The 16987-nt window shown below is 71.5% G+C and carries 14 protein-coding genes; 6 read left to right on the top strand and 8 right to left on the bottom strand.

The genetic code is table 11. The features are described from left to right. Positions 1-181: 181 nt before the first annotated feature. Complete coding sequence (locus tag ACIQMR_RS19815) at positions 182-1381, bottom strand: epoxide hydrolase family protein (protein WP_401388588.1); 1200 nt, start codon at positions 1379-1381, stop codon at positions 182-184. 210 nt (positions 1382-1591) lie between these two features. Between ACIQMR_RS19815 and ACIQMR_RS19820 the strand changes: the two genes are divergently transcribed. The 3 genes from ACIQMR_RS19820 to ACIQMR_RS19830 all read left to right on the top strand — a co-directional run bounded on the left by ACIQMR_RS19820 (position 1592) and on the right by ACIQMR_RS19830 (position 6428). Then, on the top strand, positions 1592-4399 hold the full coding sequence (locus tag ACIQMR_RS19820) for an ATP-binding protein (RefSeq protein WP_401388591.1): 2808 nt from the start codon (positions 1592-1594) through the stop codon (positions 4397-4399). A 73-nt stretch (positions 4400-4472) separates the two neighbouring features. Continuing rightward, entirely contained in the window at positions 4473-5549 is a 1077-nt protein-coding gene (locus ACIQMR_RS19825) for an NAD(+)/NADH kinase (protein ID WP_401388594.1), read from the top strand. Between the two features lie 162 nt (positions 5550-5711). Then, a complete protein-coding gene (locus ACIQMR_RS19830) occupies positions 5712-6428 on the top strand; it encodes a DUF2470 domain-containing protein (protein ID WP_401388597.1) in 717 nt (238 codons plus the stop codon). Between the two features lie 195 nt (positions 6429-6623). On the opposite strand, the gene ACIQMR_RS19835 is transcribed toward ACIQMR_RS19830, so the two are convergent. Then, positions 6624-7187, bottom strand: a complete 564-nt coding sequence (locus ACIQMR_RS19835) for a dihydrofolate reductase family protein (RefSeq protein WP_401388600.1) — start codon at positions 7185-7187, stop codon at positions 6624-6626. Positions 7188-8102: 915 nt separating this feature from the next. Here ACIQMR_RS19835 and ssuE point away from each other — a divergent pair. Together ssuE and ACIQMR_RS19845 are read left to right on the top strand one after the other, a co-directional pair. Beyond that, positions 8103-8660: an NADPH-dependent FMN reductase gene (gene ssuE / locus ACIQMR_RS19840; protein ID WP_401388603.1), complete on the top strand. Its 558-nt coding sequence runs from the start codon at positions 8103-8105 to the stop codon at positions 8658-8660. Between the two features lie 194 nt (positions 8661-8854). Then, on the top strand, positions 8855-9613 hold the full coding sequence (locus ACIQMR_RS19845) for an SDR family NAD(P)-dependent oxidoreductase (RefSeq protein ID WP_401388606.1): 759 nt from the start codon (positions 8855-8857) through the stop codon (positions 9611-9613). A 31-nt stretch (positions 9614-9644) separates the two neighbouring features. On the opposite strand, the gene ACIQMR_RS19850 is transcribed toward ACIQMR_RS19845, so the two are convergent. The 5 genes from ACIQMR_RS19850 to ACIQMR_RS19870 all read right to left on the bottom strand — a co-directional run bounded on the left by ACIQMR_RS19850 (position 9645) and on the right by ACIQMR_RS19870 (position 15893). Then, positions 9645-11879: a xanthine dehydrogenase family protein molybdopterin-binding subunit gene (locus ACIQMR_RS19850; protein WP_401388609.1), complete on the bottom strand. Its 2235-nt coding sequence runs from the start codon at positions 11877-11879 to the stop codon at positions 9645-9647. Next, complete coding sequence (locus ACIQMR_RS19855; protein ID WP_401388612.1) at positions 11876-12871, bottom strand: FAD binding domain-containing protein; 996 nt, start codon at positions 12869-12871, stop codon at positions 11876-11878. Before ACIQMR_RS19855 ends, ACIQMR_RS19850 begins: the two co-directional genes overlap by 4 nt. Positions 12872-12912: 41 nt before the next feature. Next, the gene (locus ACIQMR_RS19860) at positions 12913-13524 is read right to left on the bottom strand and encodes a (2Fe-2S)-binding protein (protein ID WP_401388615.1); all 612 of its coding nucleotides are present in this window, start codon (positions 13522-13524) and stop codon (positions 12913-12915) included. Between the two features lie 324 nt (positions 13525-13848). Continuing rightward, positions 13849-14658: a S1 family peptidase gene (locus tag ACIQMR_RS19865; protein ID WP_401388618.1), complete on the bottom strand. Its 810-nt coding sequence runs from the start codon at positions 14656-14658 to the stop codon at positions 13849-13851. Between the two features lie 464 nt (positions 14659-15122). Further along, on the bottom strand, positions 15123-15893 hold the full coding sequence (locus tag ACIQMR_RS19870; RefSeq protein WP_401388621.1) for a LysR family substrate-binding domain-containing protein: 771 nt from the start codon (positions 15891-15893) through the stop codon (positions 15123-15125). A gap of 57 nt (positions 15894-15950) precedes the next feature. Here ACIQMR_RS19870 and ACIQMR_RS19875 point away from each other — a divergent pair, with 57 nt between their 5' ends. Beyond that, a complete protein-coding gene (locus ACIQMR_RS19875; RefSeq protein ID WP_401388623.1) occupies positions 15951-16346 on the top strand; it encodes a DUF5997 family protein in 396 nt (131 codons plus the stop codon). Positions 16347-16508: 162 nt separating this feature from the next. On the opposite strand, the gene ACIQMR_RS19880 is transcribed toward ACIQMR_RS19875, so the two are convergent. Beyond that, positions 16509-16985 carry a (2Fe-2S)-binding protein gene (locus tag ACIQMR_RS19880; RefSeq protein WP_401388626.1) on the bottom strand — a complete coding sequence of 159 codons (477 nt, stop codon included), beginning with the start codon at positions 16983-16985 and terminating at the stop codon, positions 16509-16511. Positions 16986-16987 lie beyond the last annotated feature (2 nt).

Raw genomic sequence — 16987 nt, forward strand, 5'->3', positions numbered from 1 at the left:
TGCGCGGCGGCGCCGGGGAACGCCCGAGAGCGACGGGCGACGGGCGACGGTCGGCGCGGCCCGGCCGGGCGTGGCCCTGGACAGCCCTGGACGGCCCGGGGCGGCCGAGCGGCATCGGGATGAGCCACTCGACCGCCCCGGCCGGACCGGCGAACTGCGCGGCCGGCCCCTCGGCGTCGGGCTAACGAAGCGACCGGAGGCCCGTGCGGACCTCCCCGACGAGGAGCTCCGGCTGCTCCCACGCCGCGAAGTGCCCGCCCCTCGGGAGCCTGTTGTAGTGGACGAGGTTCGGGTACGCCCGCTCCGCCCAGCTCCTGGGGGCCTGGTACATCTCGTCGGGGAAGACGCTCACGGCGACCGGGAGCCGCACGCCCCTGGAGCCGAAGAACGGGGCCGTGTTCTCCCCGTAGAGACGAGCAGCGGAAACCGCCGTGTTCGTCAGCCAGAAGAACGTGATGTTGTCGAGGACGTCGTCACGGGTCAGTCCTTCCCGCTGTCCGGCGAAGGAGCGGGAGATCATGGCCAGGCTGTCCCTGTCGTGGTCGAGCAGGAAGGCCGCCAGACCGACGGGAGAGTCCGCGAGCGCCGTCAGCGACTGCGGACGCGACCCCATGATGTAGGCGTAGTAGACGTGCCGGTACACGAAGTCCAGCTGCTCGACCGCCGCCTTCTCCTCGTCGTTGGCCAGGACGACGTCGGACGGCAGCGGGTTGCCGGCCACGATCGCCTCCTCGATGGCGGGCGGAACCACCTTGGGCATGTTGGTGTGGATGCCGACCAGGCCCTCGGGCTCCTGAACGGCCATGATGTCGGAGACGACCGCACCCCAGTCACCGCCCTGTGCGGCGTACTTCGTGTAGCCCAGGCGCTTCATCAGCTCACCCCAGGCGCGCGCGATGCGCTCGGGACCCCAGCCCTTCTCGGTCGGCTTGCCCGAGAAGCCGTAACCGGGCATCGACGGGATCACCAGGTGAAAGGCGTCGGAGGCGTCCCCGCCGTGCTCCGTGGGGTCGGTGAGCGGTTCGACGATCTTCAGCTGCTCGACGACCGAGCCGGGCCAGCCGTGGGTGACGATCAGCGGCAGAGCGTTCTCGTGCTTCGAGCGGACGTGGATGAAGTGAATGTCCAGCCCGTCGATCTCGGTGATGAAATGCGGCAGCGCCTTCAGCTTCGCCTCGACCTTGCGCCAGTCGTACTCGGTGGCCCAGTAGCGCGCGAGCTCCTGGATCGTCGCGAGCTGCGTGCCCTGGGACTGGTCGGTGACGGTCTCCTTCTCGGGCCAGCGCGTCGCCTCGATGCGCGCACGCAGGTCCGCGAGCTCCTCCTCCGGGAACTCGAACGTGAACGGCCGGATCGCCGTCGCCTGGGAAATGACAGACATGTGGGGGTCTCCTTGCTGGGTGCCGACGACGTGTTCGTGCCGCCGGTCCGTCCACGGTGGACCGGGTCGGCGCCGGTGGCCCCAGGGGAAACCCCGGGGGTTCGTCCCGTGGTCGGACCCGGGCCCGGCGGCAGCCCGCGCAACTGCCAAAGGGGGCGAAAGGGAATAAGATCACGATGACGCACCAGCGGGGGACCAGGAAGTCGACCCATGAGCGTGCCCGCCATCGAGAATCCGATCGGACTGCGGGGCCGGAGCCAGGAGCTGGCCGCGCTGGAGCGGGTGCTGGCCACTGTGCGGGAGGGCGGCAGCGCGGTCCTCGTCCTGCGCGGTGAGGCGGGGATCGGCAAGACCGCGTTGCTGGAGTACGCGGCCGGCCGCGCCGCCGGGTTCCGCACCGTCGGCGTCGCGGGCGTCGAGTCGGAGATGGAGCTTCCGTACGCGGGCCTTCAGCAGCTCTGCGCGCCCCTGCTGGGTCGGCTCGACGCGCTGCCCGTTCCGCAGCGCGACGCGTTGTCCGTCGCGTTCGGCCTCCGGGAGGGCCGGGAGGGCGAGGCGCCCAATCGGTTCCTCGTCGGGCTGGCCGTGATCGGTCTGCTGGCCGGCGCCGCGGAGGACCGGCCGCTGGTCTGCCTCGTCGACGACGCGCAGTGGCTCGACGACGGGTCCGTGCAGGTGCTGGCGTTCGTCGCCAGACGGCTGGTGGCCGAGTCGGTGGCCTTGGTCTTCGCCCTGCGGGACCTCGACGACGGCCATGAGCTGGCCGGCCTGCCGGAACTGGTCGTCGGGGGCCTCGGCGAGCCCGACGCGCGTGCCCTGCTCGCTTCCGCCGTCCGCGGGCCGCTCGACCCGCTCGTACGGGACCGGATCGTCGCCGAGGCCCACGGCAACCCGCTGGCACTGCTGCAGGTGCGACGCGCCCTCGCCCCCGCCGAGCTGGCGGGCGGATTCGGGCTTCCCGGGGGGCGTTCCCTGGCGAGCTGCCTCGAGAACGCCCTTCACCAGCGGTTCCGGTCACTGCCACAGGACAGCCGACGGCTGCTGCTGATCGCCGCGGCCGAGCCGACCGGAGACGTGTGTCTGCTGTGGCGCGCCGCCGCTCTGCTGGGGATACCGGCGGGTGCCGCCGCACCGGCCGAGGCCGCGGGCCTGGTCGAGTTCGGTGGCGCGGTGCGCTTCCACCACTCCCTGGTGCGCTCGTCCGTCTACGCGACGGCGGCCGCGCCGGATCGCCGGGCGGCGCACCGGGCGCTGGCGGAAGCCACCGATCCGCACCTCGATCCCGATCGCAGGGCGTGGCACCGCGCCCACGCCGCCGCCACGCCCGACGAGAGCGTCGCCGCCGACCTGGAGCGCTCGGCAGGCCGTGCCCACGGCAGGGGAGGTGCCGCTGCGGCGGCCGCTTTCCTGCGGCGGGCGGCGGAACTGACACCCGACCCCGCCCGGCGCGTCACTCGTGCGCTGGCGGCCGCGCAGGCCGAGATCGACGCAGGCGGGGCCGACCAGGCCCACAACATGCTGGCGGCCGCGGAGACCGGCCCGCTCGACGACCTGCAGCGCGCCCGGCTGGAGCGGCTGCGAGCCCGGCTGGTGTTCTCGCGGCTGCGCGGCGGCGACGCGCCCCGTCTGCTCCTCGACGCCGCACAGCGGCTGGCGCCTCTCGACGCCTCCCTGGCCAGGGACACCCTGCTGGAAGCGGTCGGTGCCGCGATGTTCGCGGGCCGGCTGAGCGCGGGTCCCGGGTTGCGGGAGGTGGCCGAGGCGGCCCGGGCCGGGCCGCCGCCGCCGGATCCGCCGCGGATGGTCGACGTACTCCTGGACAGCATGGTGGCCCTGATCATCGACGGCCACTCCGCCGGCGTCGCAGCTCTCGGGCATGCCCTGGACGTCGTCCGGCAGGCGCAGGAGTCCGGCGCCGGGGACGCGGACAGGCGCTGGCTGTGGCTGGCTTTCCGGGTGACACCCGAACCTCTCGCGCCGGAGCTGTGGGACGACGACGCGTGGTACGAACTGGCGGCCGGAGCCGTCGGCACCGCCCGCGAGGCGGGGGCGCTCGCCGTCCTCCCGATGGTGCTGACCTACCAGGCGTGCTTCCACGTGCACACCGGTGAGTTCGACACCGCGGCGGCTCTGATCGACGAGGCGACGGCGATCTCCGAGGCGACGGGTGGGGCACCCATGATGTACACGTCACTCGTGCTCGGCGCCTGGCGGGCCGAGGAGTCCGAGGCGCTGGCCCTCATCGGGAGCACCGTCGAAGAGGTCCTCGCCCGGGGCGAGGGACGCTCGCTCAGCCTCGCCGAGTACGCCACGGCCGTGCTGTACAACGGCCTCGGCCGCTACGACGACGCGCTGACGGCCGCCACGCGCGCCTGCCGGTACGAGGATCCCGGATTCCACGGGTGGGCACTGGCCGAACTGATCGAGGCGGCCGTCCGCAGCGGGCGGCGGGAGGCCGCGGCGACGGCACTCGAGGAACTCACCGAACGCACGGGCGCCGGGGGAACGGACTGGGCCCGCGGCACGGAGGCCTGCTCGCGCGCGCTGCTCAGTGACGACGACGCCGCCGACGCGCTCTACCGGGAGGCGATCGAGCGTCTCGGACGGTGCCGGATCGCCGTCCACCTCGCCCGCGCGCGTCTGCTGTACGGCGAGTGGCTGCGTCGCCGGAACCGCCGCCAGGAAAGCCGTACTCAACTGCGCTCCGCCTACGAGGCGTTCAGCCGGTTCGGAGCCGGCGGCTTCGCCGAGCGCGCCCGCAGGGAGCTTGCGGCGACCGGTGAGGCCGTCCGCAGCCGGACGGCCGGAGCCGACGCCGAACTCACCGGCCAGGAGGCCCAGATCGCCCGGCTGGCCAGGGACGGGCTCACCAACTCCGAGATCGCCGCCCAGCTGTTCATCAGCCCACGCACCGTGGAGTGGCACCTCGGCAATGTGTTCTCCAAGCTCGGAGTCAGCTCCCGCAGACACCTTCGCTCGGTGCGGTCCCCTTCGGGACCGGTGACGCCGATGGGGTGACACCACGGGCCGGTGACCCGACCCACGGCGGACGGCCGACGCATTCGACCGCGCACACATGAGGAGGCAGACCATGGCAGTGGCACGAGTCGGACTCGTCGTCCACCAAGGGCGTCCCGAAGCCGTCGAAGCGGCCCGGGTGGTGCGTGCATGGAGCGAGGACCAGGGCGTCCGCTGCACGGACATCGACGTGTGGCAGGAAGGCGAGCAGCGCCGCAGCGCCCAGGAGGAACTCGACACCGCGGGCGATCCCGACCTCATCGTCACCCTGGGTGGGGACGGCACGTTCCTGCGCGGTGCGCGCCTGGCCGCCGGGAACGACGCCCTCGTTCTCGGCGTCGACCTCGGACGCGTGGGATTCCTGACCGAGGTGCCCGTGCAGGACGTACGACTGGCCCTGGACGCGGTGCACGAGGACCGCGTCGACATCGAGAGGCGCATGCTGCTCACCATGCGCGCCTCGTGCCCACTGGAGCTGCCCGAGGACATGGAAGCCCTGATGCGCTTCGGCCGCGGCCCCCTCCTGCCACCGCCCTGTGTGCGTGCGGAGTGCCGGCAGGGCGGCGGATGGGGCATCGCCCTGGACGCGACGGCGCTCAACGACGTCGTCCTGGAGAGGCTGGCGCGGGACCATCAGGTGTCGGTGGGCGTCTATGTCGCCGGGCGCCTGCTGGCCTCGTACTCCGCCGACGCGCTCATGGTCGCCACGCCGACCGGTTCGACCGCCTACAGCTTCGCGGCCGGCGGACCGGTCATCTCCCCGCGTGCCGAGGCCCTCGTCTTCACCCCCGTCGCGCCCCATATGGCGTTCAACCGCTCCGTCGTCGCCGCCCCCGACGAGCCCATCGCACTGCGCCTGCTCGAACGCTCGGGTCTCGCGGCGGTCAGCCTCGACGGTCAGCTGCGCGGCGTGCTCCGGCCCGGGGAGTGGATCGGTGTCTACGCCGCACCCCGCCCCCTGAGGGCCGTGCGGCTCGGGCCCACCGACTTCTACGGACGACTTCGCGAGCGCATGAGGCTGACCGATGCTCCGGCCGCGGCCGCCGACGGGGACGCCGCGCCGCTGTGGCCGCTGACGACCCCCGCTCCGCCCGACCTGGCCCACCTGAGCCTGCCGCCGGTCCGGGCCGGTGCCTATCCGCTCCGGTGAGCGCCGCCGTCGCCGAGGCCGTCCGCGGTCGTCGAGTGTCCTCGGCGGAGCCGGGCGCCGTTGGGCCCGCCCCACCGGCCGTTGGGCCCGTCCCACCGAGTGGAGCGTGGACAGCCCGCGTCGGCCAGGATAGGTTAGGCAAGCCTAACCTAAGGAGTTTCGATGGCCCTCGCAGACGTCCGCGCGACCGGACCCACCGACGCGGAGCGGATTCGTTCGGTCATGTCAGCCGCCACCTCGTTGAGCCTGACGACCGGCGGCAACTGCTACGACCTGATCGCCATGCACACCGTCGACGAGCAGGGCCGGTTGCGGCTGCACGCCCCGGCCGACAGTCCCCTCGCGGCCGAGGCCGTGTGTGCGCCGCGTGGGCTCCTGGCGGGGCTGCTGCAGTTCACCGACATCGCCCCCGTCGCGGTGCGGGACCGAATCCGGGCGCGCGTCACGCTCTCCGGCCGGCTCACCCCGGCCGACATCCAGTCGGCCCCGGACGTGCTCGTGCTCCGTCTCGAGGCCGTGCGGGCCACCATCGAGAGGGACGGGATCGCCGAGGACGTACGCCTCGACGAGGTGGGCCTCGCGCGGACCGATCCGCTGGCGGCCGAGGAAGCGGGGATGCTGAGCCACCTCGACCGCGACCACCACGACGTCGTCGCCGGGTTGAGCCGCCTCGCGGACGCGCGGGTGCTGCGGGACGCCCTCCACGTCCGGCCGCTCGCGCTGGACCGTTACGGAATCACCCTTCGCTGCGAGTACGCCCGAGGGCACCACGACATCCGCATCCCGTTCCCGGTCCCGGTGCGGGACGCGGCAGGGATCGGCGCACAGATCGACCGGCTGCTGAGCCAGGCCCACGGCTGCCCGCACCGGCGGCCCTGACCTCTCAGGACGGCACCTCTAGGCCGTGTCTGACAAATCCCGCCTGGCGCGCGACGCCCGGCACGCCCACTCGCTGCGTTGTCGGAGTCATCCAAGTACGTCCAGTACGAGGATGCCCCTCCGCCTTGCGATTGCACGCACCGGACGCCGCGCACCCCGCCCTGCGGGCGGACGGCGCCATTTGTCAGACACGGCCTAGCGCGCCACGCGGTAGCGGAGGTAGACGAACTTCGAGCTGAAGGTGCGGGTCTCGACGAGTTCGAGATCCACCCGGCGCTCGTGCTGAGGAAAGAACGGGATGCCACCGCCGACCAGCACCGGGTAGACCACGGCCCGGTACTCGTCGATCAGACCCGACGCGGCCGCCTCGGCGGCGAGAGTCGCGCCGCCGATGGCGATCTCGCCCTCCCCCGGCTCGGCTCGCAACCGTTCGATCTCCTCCGCCACGCCGCCGGAGGCCAGGCGGGCATGGCCCTGCACGGCCGACAGCGTGGTGGAGAACACCACCTTGGGCAGCGGCTTCCAGAGCGCGGTCCACTCGAGCGTGGCGTCGTCGAGCGAGGGATCCTGGTCGGCGGTCTCCCAGTACAGCATCGTCTCGTACAGCCGTCGTCCCAAGAGGTGGACGCCGACCTCCCGGATCTCGTCGATCCAGAAGCGAAAGACGTCCTCGTCGGGTGCCGTCCAGTCGAAGTTGCCGTCCGGCCCGACGATGTAGCCGTCAAGTGAGACGTTCATCGAATAGGTCACGCTGCGCATCAGAAGCCCTCCTCGGTGACGGGTTCGACAGTACGACCGCCGGACGCCGCAGGACTCATCGCCGCTCGCGGGATCCTTCTCCGATCCCGGCCCACTCGGAGATCGTCACGAAGGGCGGCGCTCTTTCGGCCCGTCGGCGCGCCGGGGGAGGCCGCGTCGGGCGCGGTCGCCGCACGCAGCCTGGCGGGCGGCACGGCCGACCGGGTCCCGAGTCGCTGCGGAGGAGTGGGTGGCGGCGCGGGGGCGCATCACGGCCGGCGGGATGCCGAGCAGGAAGCCGGGCACCAACGCGCCCATGGGGCAACCATGCTGAGGAATCGGCCCCTGCCCGGTCCGGCAACTCCGGTCCGGCATCCGGGCAGTGGTTGACGAGCGGCGCGATGTACTGCTCAATTGCTCCCATGAATGCCGAGCAGCGCCTGGTCACCCGTGACCACATCGACTTCGGTCGGGTGTGGTCCGCGGCGTGTTGCGCCTGATTCGGCAGCGGGCTGTCCGTACGGCCCTTTCCCTCCCTCGGTGACCCCGTCGCGGGCCGAGTCCTCCCTTCGCCGCACCATCGTCCGTAAGCAGACCTGATCAGGGTCGTACGGACGACCCGTACCGCGAGCCCGGACACGCGCTGCCGCCGCACACCTCGCCCGAGGCGCCCCGGCCCCGGCGTCATCACACCGCTTCATCCTCCCGTTTCCACCACTCCGAAGTGCCGTCGCACGGCCCGCATCGAGGGCGGCTCCGTCCTGCCCGCATGCGGCCCACGGCACCGGAGACCCGGTCCGTCAAAGACCGGAGAACAGCCCGTCGCGGGGTGTGTCGCCGCCGTACGCGGTCGCGCACCCCTCCCGTTCCCGGGAGCCCGCTCCCCGTCACCCGCAGCAGTGCCCACAGCCCGACCACGTTCCCGAAGGGTCCGCCATGGCCACCGTCCTGTCCGTCTCCGGAAGCCCCTCCGCCACCTCCCGTACCGCCCGGCTGCTGCGGCATCTGGACGCCCGGCTCACCGCCCAGGGCCACGAGGTGATCCCGCTGGACGTCCGCACCGTCCCCGCCGAGGCACTGCTCGGCGCCGACTTCCGCCACCCGGCGATCGTCGAGGCCACGGCGCTGTTCGACCGTGCCGACGGTGTCGTGATCGGCACACCCGTCTACAAGGCCGCCTACTCCGGCCTGTTGAAGGCCCTGCTGGACCTGCTGCCGCAGTACGGCCTGGCCGGCAAGACCGTCCTTCCGCTGGCGACCGGCGGAACCACGGCCCACGTCCTGGCGATCGACTACGCGCTGCGCCCGGTGCTCAGTTCCATGGGCGCCGCGCACATCGTCCAGGGCTGGTTCACCCTCGACCGGGACATCGCGGTGGCCGACGACGGCACACTGACCCTCGCGCCCGGCTCGGCCGAGGCCCTCGTACAGGTCGTCGACCAGTTCTCCGCCGCGCTCGGCAGCCGCACGGCCCTGCTGGCGGCGGCCGGATGAGAACCCCGTGGCGTCACCGCCAGGCGCCCCGCAGCAGGGCACCGTGCTCCGGCCGGCCGCTGCCGGCGGGGGAGGATCGTGCAAGGGCCCGCGAGCATCGTTCTACTGTTTTCGCAGGTCACGGTGGTGGGATGGAGGCATCGGATTCCTACGGAGCAGACAACGGCTCCACGTGATGAACAGGTGGTACAACCATGCGGGTCTCCATCGTGACGGGCGCCGGCTCCGGCATCGGGCAGAGCGCGGCCATCCAGATCGCCAAGCGCGGCGAGGGCGTGATCCTCACCTACAACACCAACCGGGACGGAGCGCTGGACACGGTCGCGGCGATCGAGAAGGACGGCGGTACCGCTGTCGCACTGCCGCTGGACGTCGGCCGTTCGGAGACGTTCCCGGCCTTCCGTGAGGCCGTCGTCGCGGCGCTGCGGGAGAACTGGCAGCGGGACTCGTTCGACCACCTGGTCAACAACGCGGGGTTCGGTGGGGCGGCGATGTTCCAGGACACGACCGAGGAACTGTTCGACAGGTTCATGCGGGTGCTGTTCAAGGGCCCGTACTTCCTGACTCAGACCCTGCTGCCGCTGCTGGCCGACGGAGGCGCGGTCGTCAACGTCACCAGCAACTCCGCCCTGACCTCGGGTCTCGAACCCGGCTACTCCGCCTACGCCTCGATGAAGGGCGGCCTCACCGTGCTCACCCGCTACCTGGCCAAGGAGCTCAGCACCCGGGGCATCCGCGTCAACTCCGTCGCCCCCGGCGCCACCCGTACCCGCATCTCCGACAACGCCTTCGAGCGCTTCCCCGAGGTGATACCGGCCGTCGCCGCGAAGACCGCGCTCGGCCGGGTGGGCGAACCCGACGACATCGGCATGTTCATCGCGACGCTGCTCTCCGATGAGGGCCGCTGGATCACCGCCCAGAACATCGAGGTCTCCGGTGGCTACAACCTCTAGTTCCGCTCCTGCGGGCCCTCGTCCGAGATGGTCAGAGCATGTCCTCGATCGTGATCGGGAGCTTGCGGACCCTGCGGCCGGTGGCGTTGTGGACCGCGTTGGCGATGGCGGCCGCGACGCCCACCTGGCCGATCTCGCCGACGCCCTTCACCCCGAGCGGGTTGACCACCGGGTCGTCGACCTCGATGAGTTCGACGTCCACGTCCGGGGCGTCGGCGTTGACCGCGACCAGGTACTCACCCAGGTTCGCGTTGGCCCAGCGTCCCGTGCCCGGATCCATGTAGTTGGCCTCCAGCAGCGCCTGCCCCAGCCCCCAGAGCATGCCGCCCATGAGCTGGCTGCCCGCCGTCCTGGGGTTGAGCACCCGGCCGGGGGCGAAGGCGCCCGTCATCCTCCGTACCCGGATCAGCCCGAGCTCACGGTCCACGGCCACCTCGGCGAACTGGGCGCCGAACGTGAGCATGCCGTACTCCGCGTCCGCCCGGGGCGGGCTCCAGGAACCGGTGGCCTCCGCGTCCGGCTGGAAGCTGCGCCGCAGCAGCGCGGCGTACGACTCGCTCGACGTGCCGGCGGTCATGACGCCGTCCTGCACCACGACATCGGCCGGAGCCGCGCCGTGCAGGGGTGATCCCTTGTCGGCGACGGCTCGGGTGATCATCTGGTTGCGCAGGGCGGTGGCCGCGCTGTGCACGGCGGCGCTGATCATCCCGCTGCCGGCGGAGCCGACGGCGGCGGCGACGCTGGGCAGGTCGGTGTCGCCGTTCTCGAATCGGCATTGGTCGAAGGTCATGCCGAGGCCGTCCGCCGCCACCTGGGCCATGACCGTGGCCACGCCGGTGCCGAAGTCCGGGGTCGCCGCCTGGACGACGGCCGTGCCGTCGGCGTAGAGGCGGGCACGGGCGCGCTGCGGGTTGGCGGGCGGGGTGACCGGGTATCCGGCCGTCGCCATGCCGGTGCCGATCAGCCAGTTGCCCTCGCGCCGGGATCCGGGTTCCGCGGTGCGCCGGTCCCAGCCGAAGCGTGCGGCACCGCGCTCGAAGCACTCCCTGAGGCCCGTGCTGGACCAGGGGTTGCCGGTGTTGGGGTCATGGTCGCTGATGTTGCGCAGGCGCAACTCGATCGGGTCCAGGCCGAGTTCCCACGCGAGTTCGTCCATGGTGCACTCGAGGGCGAACATCCCGGACGCTTCACCGGGCGCGCGCATGAAGGTGGGCGTCATGGTGTTGCCGCGGATCAGCCGGTAGACGCCCTCGTAGGCGGGAGCGGCGTAGATCTGCGAGGAGAGACCCATCGACGGCTCCGCCCAGTCGTCGAAGTGCGAGCCGACCGAGATCTTGTGGTGGCGGATCGCGGTCAGCCGGCCGTCACGCGTGGCGCCGACCGTGAGGTGCTGTTCCTGCTCCTCGCGGTGGCCGACGGAGGTGAACATCTGCTCACGGGTGAGGACGAGTTTGACGGGACGGCCGATCTCCCGGGCGGCCATCGCCGCCAGCGCCGGATGGTTGTGGATCATGGCCTTGCAGCCGAAGCTGCCACCGACGAAGTGGCTGATGACGCGGATCCTCGCCAGCGGGATGCCGAGCAGCTGCGCGACGGTGATCTGGGTGGCGTTGACGCCCTGGGTGGCGTCGTAGAGGAGCAACTCGTCACCCTGCCACTCGGCGGTGGTGGCCGACGGCTCGATCGGGTTGTGGTTGTTCGCGGCGTACGTGTACGTGGCGTCCACCCGTACGTCGGCTCCGGCGAGCCCCGCTTCGGCGTCCCCGCGCTCGACACGGCCCGGCAGGAACCCGCCGAAGATCCTCTCGGGTTCGTACGCCTGGTCGCGCCCCTGGTCGATCGTGGTGACCGACGGGGTTTCCTCGTAGCTGATCCGTACCAGGCTCGCCGCGTGCTGGGCGCGCTCGTAGGTGTCGGCGATCACGAGGGCGACGTGCTGGCCCGCGTAGTGGACGATGTCGTCCTGCATCGGGAAGAACGTCTGGCCCGGTGCGGCGGTCCCGGCCAGCGAGGGGACGAGCGGCGGCTGGGCGGCGATCCTCGGCAGGTTCTGGTGGGTCAGTACGGCGAGCACACCGTCCTCGGCCAGAGCGGCGCCCGTGTCGATGGCGGTGATGCGGCCGCTGGGTACGCGCGCTCCGACGATGTACGCGTAAGCCATGCCCGGGATCGGGATCTCGGCGGAGTAGCGGGCCGCGCCCGTCACCTTGGAACGGCCGTCGACCCGGTCGAGGGCCTGTCCGACGGCCGGGGTTGCCGTGGTCATGGTGGGCTCCCGTTCCCCGCGAGGGTTTCGAGGGCGCGTACGATCGCGCGCCTGGCGAGTTCGACCTTGAAGGCGTTCATCGCGGTGGGCCGTGCCTCGATGAGCTCGACCCGTGACGCCTGCTCGAAGTTCGCCCGCTCCGCGACGGCACCGATGAGGAAGTCCTCGGCGCGGCGGGCGCGCCAGGGCTTGGTGGCCACGCCGCCGAGGGCCACGCGTACGTCCGCCACGGTGTCGTCCACGAGGGACAGCGCCACGGCCACGGAGGCCAGGGCGAACTCGTAGGACTCCCGGTCGCGGACCTTCAGGTACAGGGACTTCCGGGCGACCGGCGCGGCCGGCACCTCGATGGCGGTGATCAGCTCACCGTGCGCCATGGGGTGCTCCCTGTGCGGGGTGTTGCCCGGCAGCAGGAAGAAGTCGTCGATGGCGTACGCACGCTCGCCCTCGCCTCCCTGGGTGTGCACCGTCGCGTCGAGCGCCGTGAGGGCCACGGCCACGTCGGAAGGATGGGTGGCGATGCAGTGCTCGCTGGTGCCCAGCACCGCGTGCCCTCGGCTGAAGCCCTCGATCGCCGAGCAGCCGGTGCCCGGTTCCCGCTTGTTGCAGGGCGACTCGGCGTCGCGGAAGTACGAGCAGCGCACGCGCTGGAGCAGATTGCCGCCCATGGAGGCCATGTTGCGCAGCTGCGCGGACGCGCCGAGTTCCAGCGCCTGGGCGATGACGGGGAAGCGTTCGCGTACGACGGGCGCCGCGGCCACCTCGCTCATCCGGGCCAGTGAACCGATGCGCAGGCCTCCTGCGGGGGTGGCCTCGATCCCGGTGAGGGGGAGATCGTTGATGTCGACCAGACGGCGCGGGGTGAGGACGTTCTGGCGGAGGAGGTCGACCTCTGTGGTGCCGCCGGCCAGGAAGTCGCTGGTGGGGTCGGAGCTGACGGCCGCGATCGCGGTGGCCGTGTCAGGGGCGCGGGAGTAGGTGATGGGCCGCACGGCGGGCTCCCTGGGGGTCGGGTCATCTGAGGGGCGGAGGACTACTCGGCTCGGTCCGCCTGTTCCGAGTCGGGGCGGACGGTGTGGTGGTCCGCCTGCTGGTCCGCGTTCTGGTCCGCGTCGTGGTCTGCATGGTGGTCGCGGACGGCGCGGATGGCGGCCCGGATGTGCGGGTACGCGGCGCAGCGACAGATGTTGCCGCTCATCCACTCCTTGATCTCGTCGTCGTCGCCCGCGTGTCCCTCCTTCAGCAGCGCCACGGCCGACATGATCTGACCCGGGGTGCAGTAGCCGCATTGGAACGCGTCCTCCGCGATGAACGCCTGCTGCATGTCGTGCAGTTCGCCCTTGTCCGCGAGCCCCTCGATCGTCGTGATCTCACGGCCTTCGCAGGTCATCGCCAGTGTGAGACAGGCCAGTACACGCTGCCCGTCCACCCACACCGTGCAGGCGCCGCACGTGCCCTGGTCGCAGCCCTTCTTCGCCCCCGTCATGTACAGACGCTCCCGCAGGGCGTCGAGCAGGCTGACACGGGGCTCGATCTCCATCGTCTGCTCGGAGCCGTTGACCTTCAGGGTGACTTCGACCGGGCCTGGGCCACGTTCCTCGACCGTCCGGCCACGTTCGGTGATTGCCGAGCCACGTGCAGGCATGAGTTCCTCCCGGGCATTCTCCCTGTCCATGCTCATACAGTGCCAATTGCGTCGCAACCGGATGTCCGGTACGGGGTGCGGCTGCCAGGGAGTGCAGGGGAGTGCGGAACGCGAGCGCGGAACGCGCAGGAAGGGCAGGGGAGTTGGCGCGCGAATGCCGCTCTCCGCCGGTCTCTGCCGCTCTCGCCCCGGGGCGTCACGGGCCGGGCCTCGACGGGTCGCGTCCCGGTGCCGTCGGGCCGTGAGGCCGGGCACCGGGACGCGAGGTCGCTCAGTTGCTCACTGTGTTCCGTTGTTCCGCCGTCGTGCGGTCACTGACCGGCGTCAGCCGCCCAGACCCTCGGCGGCCTGCTTGATGTCGGCCGCGAAGGCGCTCACCTCGGTGTACACGCCGGGCTTGCCCGGGCGGGCACACCCCTCGCCCCAGCTGACGATGCCGACCTGGATCCAGGCGCCCGCGTCGTCCTTGCGGAACATGGGGCCGCCGGAGTCGCCCTGGCAGGTGTCGACGCCGCCGGTGTCGAGGATTCCGGCGCAGAGTTCCTCGCCGGGGGTCAGCTGGTCGCCGTACGCCGTCCCGCAGGCGGTGTCGTCGATGAACGGGACCTTTGCCTTCAGCAGATGGCGCTGCTGGTCGCCGCCTTCCTTGTCGGCGCCCCAGCCGGCGATGTCGAAGTCGCCCGTGTTCAGCTTGTCGTCCCCGGCGATCGCGAGGGTCGGCAGATCGATCGGCTTCTCCAGCTTGATCAGCGCCCAGTCCTTGCCCTTGCCGTTGTAGCCGGGCGCCTGGAGGACCTCGGTGGACTTCACGCTTATCGCGTTGGGGTCCTCCAGGTCGACGACCCCCGCCGTGGCGGTGATGCCGGTGTTCGGGCCGCTGCCGTCGACGCAGTGGGCGGCGGTCAGCACGATGTCCTTGGCGTACAGCGAGCCGCCGCAGCCCATGGACAGCCGGACCATGAACGGGAATTCACCCTGGTCGGCCTTGGTGCCGCCGACGACCTTCGTGCCCACCTCACCGCGTGGGGTCGGTGCGGGGGCTGCGCCGGCCGTGGCCGTCTGGAGGCTGAGGCCGGCGAGGGCGACGGCGCCGACCGCCGTGGCCGTCCTCAGGTGCTTCAGGTAACTCTTCAACGGATTTCCTCTCGTGGGGGGTTACGCCCATGACGGGCTCATGCCAACCCCAGGAATCGGAAATCACCACCGAAAGAGGTGCGTTGAAAGACGGCAGCGCGCCATGAGGCGTCCGAACCCAGTGGGGGATGAGTCCGTGAAGCGCCCTGCGATTATGTGGAACGAGCGACCGGAGTGACAAGGACGCGAAATCTTTCAACTCCCCTTGAAAGCGCGCCTCGTTGGGCTCATAACGGCCCATTCCCACCGCTAGTGTCGGTGCCTGTTACATGAGTGAGACGCAATCTCCGGGGAGTTGTGTCGTCGGCGAACTCCGCGCGGACATCAATGGCGCCGGTGTCGCACGGGGGAGCCGTACGGGCCACAGCGGCGCACGCGGCGGCCCGGCAAGCGGACGCGTGCGTGGTGGCCCGTGCACGCGGACGCGTGCACGGGGAGCGCCGGAGCTACGAGCGGCGTCGGGGCTACGAGCGGCGTCGGGGCTTTCCGCGCCTTGCGCCGCCCTTGGCGGTGCCGGAACCGCTACGGGGACCTCTTCCGGCAGACTTGCCGGCCGCGGGCTTGCGCCGCGCGGAGCCGCTGTCGGCGCGCTTGTCCTTCGGCTGGGCAGGTGCGGCGTCGGGGCGGCGGCCCCGTGAGCTGTTGACGGTCCGGCCCCGGACGATCCCGATGAAGTCCTCCACCAGGTCGGTCGTTCCGTCCTCGGGCCAGGACAGGGCGACGCGCGACTGAGGGACGCCGGTGACCGGCCGGTAGGTGAGGTCCTTGCGGTGGTGCAGCCGGGCGAGTGACTGGGGCACGAGGAGCACGCCCACCCCTGCCGCCACCAGCTCGATGGCGCCCGCCGTCGTGGCGGGGCGCTCGATGGCCGGCCGTCCCGGCGGCTGCTCCCAGTCGAGGGTGTCGTCGAGGGGGTGGAACACGACGTCGTCGGCAAGATCCTCGGCGGTGACCTCGTCGACCGCAGCCACGAGGTGGTCCTTCGGGACCACGACCACCGTCGTCTCCGTGTAGAGCGGGATCGCGCTGAGATCCGTCCGGTCGATCGGCAGCCGCACGAAACCCGCGTCGGCCTCACCGCTGCGCAGGAGGCCTGGTGCCTCGGCGGCGGACACGGGAACGAGGGTCAGCGGGATGTCGGGCAGGCGCTCGTTCCAGATCCGCACCCATTTCGCGGGTGTCACGCCCGGGACGTACGCGAGCCGGAACGAACGGGGTACTTCCGAGCCTGTCACCCGGCCAGGTTACCGGGCGTGGTCGGAGGTCGCGCACATGCTCGATATCCTTGGTGGATGACGTCGCACCAGACCTCCCAGACCATGAAGCCCGCGACCGCGGCCAAGAAGCTGGGTGTGTACCTCGAAGCCACCCCCGAAGAGTTCCGGAAGGGCGCGGTCTCGCGGGACGCGTTGCGTGCGCTGCAGGCCGATCCGCCCGCGTGGCTGCTGGAACTGCGGCGCAACGGTCCGCACCCCCGGCCGGTGGTCGCGGCGAAGCTGGGCATCTCCATCTCGGGGCTCGCCCGCGGAGGAATCACCGAGGCGCTCACCACGGAGCAGATCGAGGCGCTGAAGCAGGAGTCCCCCGAGTGGCTGCAGAAGGAGCGCGCCACCCAGGCCGATGTGCGCAAGGAAGCCGCGCGCATCAAGCAGAAGAACGCGGAGCGCGCCGAGCCCCCGGCATCCTGACCTGGCACGATCCGCCTGACCGGCAGGATCCGGCCGAGGTCGACCGACCCTGGCAGGATCGACTGACGCTGGCTGGATGGAGTTGCCTGGCAGGGCCCGCCCCGGGACGGCATGGTCCGCCCGGGACGGCAGGGCCCAGAGGCGGACCCCTGGGGACCCGCCCTAGAACTGCTTCGCACCCGCGACGATGGCTTCGCGGATGCGGTTGTACGTGCCACAACGGCAGATGTTGCGGATCTCGTCGAGATCGGCCTCGGCGATCTCCCGGCCGGCCTCACGCGCCTGCCGGACCCTCGCGACGGCGGCCATGATCTGGCCGGGCTGGCAGTAGCCGCACTGCACGACGTCGTACGCCAGCCAGGCCTCCTGCATCGGGTGCAGCTCCTGGCCCACGGTCGCGGGCAGGCCCTCGATGGTGGTGACCTCGTCGGCGGGCCCCAGGTCCTCCACCGGAACGGTGCAGGGAGTGAACGCCCTGCCGTTGATGTGGCTCGTACAGGCCCGGCAGACGCCGACCCCGCAGCCGTACTTCGGACCGGTGACGCCCAGGACGTCCCGGAGCACCCACAGCAGCCGGACGTCGCCTTCGATGTCCACCGTCACCGGACTGCCGTTGAGGATGAAGGTGTGTTGCGGCACAG

This window comes from Streptomyces sp. NPDC091376, assembly GCF_044757085.1.
GTDB classification, from domain to species: Bacteria; Actinomycetota; Actinomycetes; order Streptomycetales; family Streptomycetaceae; genus Streptomyces; species Streptomyces pratisoli.

Bases quoted from the DNA above. Each gene is read 5' to 3' on its own strand.
- ACIQMR_RS19815 (WP_401388588.1), bottom strand. From the start codon at position 1,381: ATGTCTGTCATTTCCCAGGCGACGGCGATCCGGCCGTTCACGTTCGAG.
- ACIQMR_RS19820 (WP_401388591.1), top strand. From the start codon at position 1,592: ATGAGCGTGCCCGCCATCGAGAATCCGATCGGACTGCGGGGCCGGAGC.
- ACIQMR_RS19825 (WP_401388594.1), top strand. From the start codon at position 4,473: ATGGCAGTGGCACGAGTCGGACTCGTCGTCCACCAAGGGCGTCCCGAA.
- ACIQMR_RS19830 (WP_401388597.1), top strand. From the start codon at position 5,712: ATGGCCCTCGCAGACGTCCGCGCGACCGGACCCACCGACGCGGAGCGG.
- ACIQMR_RS19835 (WP_401388600.1), bottom strand. From the start codon at position 7,187: ATGCGCAGCGTGACCTATTCGATGAACGTCTCACTTGACGGCTACATC.
- ssuE (WP_401388603.1), top strand. From the start codon at position 8,103: ATGGCCACCGTCCTGTCCGTCTCCGGAAGCCCCTCCGCCACCTCCCGT.
- ACIQMR_RS19845 (WP_401388606.1), top strand. From the start codon at position 8,855: ATGCGGGTCTCCATCGTGACGGGCGCCGGCTCCGGCATCGGGCAGAGC.
- ACIQMR_RS19850 (WP_401388609.1), bottom strand. From the start codon at position 11,879: ATGACCACGGCAACCCCGGCCGTCGGACAGGCCCTCGACCGGGTCGAC.
- ACIQMR_RS19860 (WP_401388615.1), bottom strand. From the start codon at position 13,524: ATGCCTGCACGTGGCTCGGCAATCACCGAACGTGGCCGGACGGTCGAG.
- ACIQMR_RS19875 (WP_401388623.1), top strand. From the start codon at position 15,951: ATGACGTCGCACCAGACCTCCCAGACCATGAAGCCCGCGACCGCGGCC.